Origin of the sequence: Geobacillus sp. LYN3, assembly GCF_003064505.1 — a bacterium.
Classification (GTDB): domain Bacteria; phylum Bacillota; class Bacilli; order Bacillales; family Anoxybacillaceae; genus Parageobacillus_B; species Parageobacillus_B toebii.
This window is the reverse complement of sequence record NZ_QCWL01000001.1, coordinates 2,224,789-2,229,235: the sequence shown is the minus strand read 5'-3', so window position 1 is coordinate 2,229,235 and position 4,447 is coordinate 2,224,789. Positions and strand designations below refer to the sequence as shown.

Genomic DNA, 4,447 nt, shown 5'->3' with positions numbered 1-4,447 from the left:
TCAACCAGCCGAACGCGGCAGCCAATTAGGCTAGCTGCAAGCCCACGGCTTTAGCCGTTGGGTAGTTGACAACAGGCAAAACAAGTGGCCATTTCGATAAAAGAAGAAGAGCGGTTTGTTACGGTTGCGGTAAGAGACTACGGGATCGGAATACCACGGGATCAATTAGAAAAAGTATTTTTGCGGTTCTACCGTGTGGATAAAGCGAGAAGCCGCGAAAAGGGCGGCGTTGGTCTTGGATTAGCCATCACAAAAGAAATGATCGATAAATACGATGGACAAATTACGATTGACAGTGAGGTCAGCAAAGGAACAACCGTTGAGTTATCGATTCCTAGAGGAAAGTAAAGAAAGGTGAGATCAAATGGAACATCTTCACGAAAGTACGATGATGCAGAAAAAAAATATCCAGCACGTCGTAGAAAAATTTCGCAAACGAGGAGTAAAAATTGCGACTTGCAAACCGCGGACAATGATGTCATTATCTTGCATAGAAGAAATCGAAGCAGAAAAAAATAGAGCATGAAAAAGGTGGAAAACGATGGATATTCGTTGTCAGAAGATCATCCCTGCGATGAAAACGATGAAAGATTTTGAGAAATTTTTAAATAGCCGCTATATTTATGGAGTGTTATTAGAAGTGCATATTTCTCAACTGAAAAGCGTGTTTCATTACGCGCGCCAGCATGGAAAAAAACTGATCATTCATACGGATTTAGTTCAAGGGTTGAGCCACGATGAGCATGCGGCGGAATATTTATGCCAAGAATTTCATCCGTACGGGCTTATTTCTACGAGGGGAAATGTCATCACCAAGGCAAGACAAAAAAAGGTGCTTGCCATTCAGCGCATTTTCTTGCTCGATTCACATGCGCTTGAAAAAAGCTATCAATTGATTGAAAAAACAGAACCTGATTGCATTGAGGTGATCCCTGGGGCAATGCCTCATATTATTCGGGAAGTAAAGGAACGAACAGGCAAACCGATTTATGCCGGCGGCCTTATTCGTACCGTGGACGACGTTGAGCGCGCGTTAGAAGCAGGGGCGGTTTCCGTAACCACTTCGAATAAAGATTTATGGAAACACTATGAGCGTTTTTTGTAAGAAACAGGAAAACAGTCATTTCAAAAAGATACCATATTTCACTAGCCAAACAAGCTGTTTTTCGCTATAATAAAAGTAAGTTAATAATAAGTCAGGAGATTAGGAGAGACCATGCATGCATGGTAAGCGGAAGCTTATCGTGTTTGCAATGGTCTCTTTTTGTCTTTTAACAATAAAGGAGGAGTTTTTCATGACAGCGGCATTGTTTTCAAGCAAACAACGTCGTCAACGTTTGGAAGAAATGAGCAAAGAATATTACGATGTATTAGTGATAGGAGGAGGCATTACCGGCTGTGGTATTGCGTTAGACGCAGTCACGCGCGGCATGAAAACAGCGCTTGTGGAAATGCAAGATTTCGCGGCAGGTACTTCTAGCCGTTCGACAAAGCTCGTACATGGCGGACTTCGTTATTTGAAACAATTCGAAATAAAAATGGTCGCCGAAGTAGGAAAAGAGCGGGCAATCGTTTATGAAAACGGTCCGCATGTCACTACGCCAGAGTGGATGCTTTTGCCGATTCATAAAGGAGGAACGTTTGGCAAGTGGAGCACATCCATCGGCTTATGGGTATATGATCATTTAGCCGGTGTGAAGAAAAGCGAACGCCGGACTATGTTAAACGCTCAACAAACATTGCAAAAAGAGCCGCTTCTCAAACAGGATGGTCTTATAGGAGGAGGCTATTACGTCGAATATCGTACGGATGATGCCCGTTTGACGATAGAAGTCATTAAAAAAGCGGTCGAATTTGGCGCTCATGCCGTAAACTATACGAAAGTGGAAGAATTCCTTTACAATGAAAACGGCAAGGTGATCGGTGCGCGATGCCGCGACCAGCTAAGCGGCCGCATGTACGAAATACGCGCGAAAAAAGTGATCAATGCTGCCGGACCATGGGTAGATACGCTGCGGGAAAAAGACCATTCAAAAACGGGGAAAATGCTGCAGCTGACAAAAGGAGTTCATATTGTCATCGATCAAAAACGATTTCCGTTGAAACAAGCGATTTATTTTGATACGCCGGACGGCCGCATGGTATTCGCGATTCCACGCGATGGAAAAACGTATGTCGGCACGACCGATACGTTTTACAACGGAGATATTGCCAACCCGACAATGACAAAAGAAGACCGCGATTATTTGCTGCGCGCGATTCGCTATATGTTCCCAACCGTAAACATAACCGCCGATGATATTGAATCAAGCTGGGCGGGCGTTCGGCCGCTTATATATGAAGAAGGAAAAGATCCATCGGAAATTTCCCGTAAGGACGAAATTTGGCAATCTCCAACAGGGCTGATTACGATTGCCGGCGGAAAACTAACCGGTTATCGGAAAATGGCAGAAACGGTCGTCGATTTAGTGGCGAAACTGTTGGAAAAAGAAGAAGGAAGAACATTCCGTCCGTGCCAAACGAAACATTTGCCGATTTCTGGAGGAGATGTTGGCGGCTCACAGCAATTGCCAGCCTTTATCGCGAAAAAATCAGAAGAAGCGGTGCGTTACGGATTTACGAAGGAAGAAGGGGAGCGGCTCGCGAAAATATACGGCTCAAACGTCGATCAATTATTTAAACTAAGTGAACAATACGACCATTCATGCGGCCTTTCCCGCGAGCAGTTTGTCCGCCTTGTATATGCCATTGACTACGAAATGGCGGCAAAACCGATTGACTACTTCATCCGTCGTACCGGCGCACTATTATTTGATATCGCTTCTGTGCGCCGCTGGAAAGACCACGTCACTGCCTTTATGGCCAACTATTTGCAATGGACGGAAGAGCAGACGGCAGCCTATGCAGAAGAACTGGAAAAAGCGTTGCATCAAGCGGTTGTTCCGAGTGAACATGATTAATAAGATAAGTAAAAGCGTTTCGGGAAGCGATTTGAAAGAATGGTGCTCAATTCTACTCTTTTGAGCACCATTTTTTTATGTAATATTTCTCATCCCTTAATAAATATTTATAGTAGCATGAAATTTTGTTATACTGAATTTTTACTTAAAAATATGACAAGTTATTGTTAAGCTGACTAAAAGGGGTATATAAGGATGGGATTACATATCAGCCAATGACTAGAACGTTTCATCTTCAAGCGAACGATATGAGTTACATGATGCAAATTGTCGGTTGCGGATATTTAGCTCATCTTTATTGGGGTAAAAAGACTAGAAATGGAGGCAGATCGAGTGTGCATCGCCCGTTTTCCCCTAATCCGGATTTGTCTAACGTTTGTTGTTCATTTCCGTGTGTTAGCAGAAGCGAATGCACCGCTGTCGTTTTTGCGGCTTAAAGGGCTGGATCCAAATAAAGATTACGAAATCACCGGAAGCGGAGAAGTGTACGGCGGCGATGAACTGATGTATGTGGGACTGAATGTTCCGGAGCGCCGCGGCGATTTCATCAGCGTCATTTGGCATTTAAAAGAATCACATGAATAAGTAAGACCGGTGTCTAGAATGCGGCTAGACACCGGTTTCTAGTTGAGAGAGTCTTTCTAAAATCCGCCGCTTCCGATACAGTATTTTCCCTGTTTCAGCGATATCTTTAATAAAAGCTCTATTAAACACCGCACCAAAAATAATGCCGACAATTGGAACAAATTGAAACAGCTTTTTCCAGCCGTATTGGTCACGGAATGTCATCATCACTTCACGCCATCCTTGGATTTGGGAAAAAACTTGCCGATGCTCGTTGGAAAATGACGTAAGCTCGTCCAAAATCGCTTTTTTGCCGACAATATCAGCGGAAGTAAATTGTAAACATTTCACAATAAAAATACGTTCTTTTTTCTCTTTCGGGTTATAACCGTAAACAATGGCGATTTCCTGTAATGTTTTTAACGCAAGACCGAGCAATGCTGGAATGTCAATGGCAAGTGTCAGTATTCCGCCGACGCCTGTTGTTGCCCCTTGAATTTGAGCAAACGTCACGCGCGCGTCGATTAATTCATCACAAACGCGGTCCATTGTCGCAAGCGGCAGATGTGCGGCTTGTTGCACCGTTGTGACGTGGAGTTTCTCTAATATTTTTTCTTCATTGACAAGATATTGCCCGCCTGTTTGTATATAACTTCCCAGTTCGTCAAGCAATTGCCCGAGTTTTTTATGTACGATGCTCGGTGTCAGCTGATCAAGTACTTTAAACGGCAAGCGCCCAAGTTTTTCCCAAAACCATAAGTCTTTTTGGTCTTGTTCCCAGCGGTGGATTGATTGCAGTTCTTGTTCTAATACTTGTTTTGTTTCCATTGGATAACCCCCTTATATATAAGAGGTATTGTCAAAAGTTTATCCTCCACACTCACGGTTTTCCCTTGAGTTTCAACGGTTGGAAGAAAAAAAGC

5 protein-coding genes and 1 pseudogene are annotated in these 4,447 nt (G+C 43.5%); 5 read left to right on the top strand and 1 reads right to left on the bottom strand.

Features of this window, described 5'->3' with window-relative positions:
- The first annotated feature begins 84 nt into the window (after positions 1–84).
- The 5 genes and pseudogenes from DCC82_RS11590 to DCC82_RS11575 all read left to right on the top strand — a co-directional run.
- Positions 85–348 (top strand): sensor histidine kinase, encoded by a 264-nt coding sequence (locus DCC82_RS11590; RefSeq protein WP_233252992.1) that lies wholly within the window; start codon positions 85–87, stop codon positions 346–348.
- A gap of 16 nt (positions 349–364) precedes the next feature.
- The gene (locus tag DCC82_RS17680) at positions 365–526 is read left to right on the top strand and encodes a hypothetical protein (protein ID WP_015864230.1); all 162 of its coding nucleotides are present in this window, start codon (positions 365–367) and stop codon (positions 524–526) included.
- 15 nt (positions 527–541) lie between these two features.
- Entirely contained in the window at positions 542–1,105 is a 564-nt protein-coding gene (locus DCC82_RS11585) for a glycerol-3-phosphate responsive antiterminator (protein ID WP_097354672.1), read from the top strand.
- Between the two features lie 190 nt (positions 1,106–1,295).
- Positions 1,296–2,960, top strand: coding sequence for a glycerol-3-phosphate dehydrogenase/oxidase (locus tag DCC82_RS11580; protein ID WP_097354671.1), 1,665 nt, complete (start codon positions 1,296–1,298; stop codon positions 2,958–2,960).
- 378 nt (positions 2,961–3,338) lie between these two features.
- Positions 3,339–3,545 (top strand): annotated as a pseudogene (locus DCC82_RS11575) (GH36 C-terminal domain-containing protein); the annotation flags it as partial.
- Positions 3,546–3,569: 24 nt separating this feature from the next.
- On the opposite strand, the gene DCC82_RS11570 reads toward DCC82_RS11575, so the two are convergent.
- Positions 3,570–4,352, bottom strand: coding sequence for an EcsC family protein (locus tag DCC82_RS11570; RefSeq protein ID WP_015864225.1), 783 nt, complete (start codon positions 4,350–4,352; stop codon positions 3,570–3,572).
- Positions 4,353–4,447: the final 95 nt, after the last annotated feature.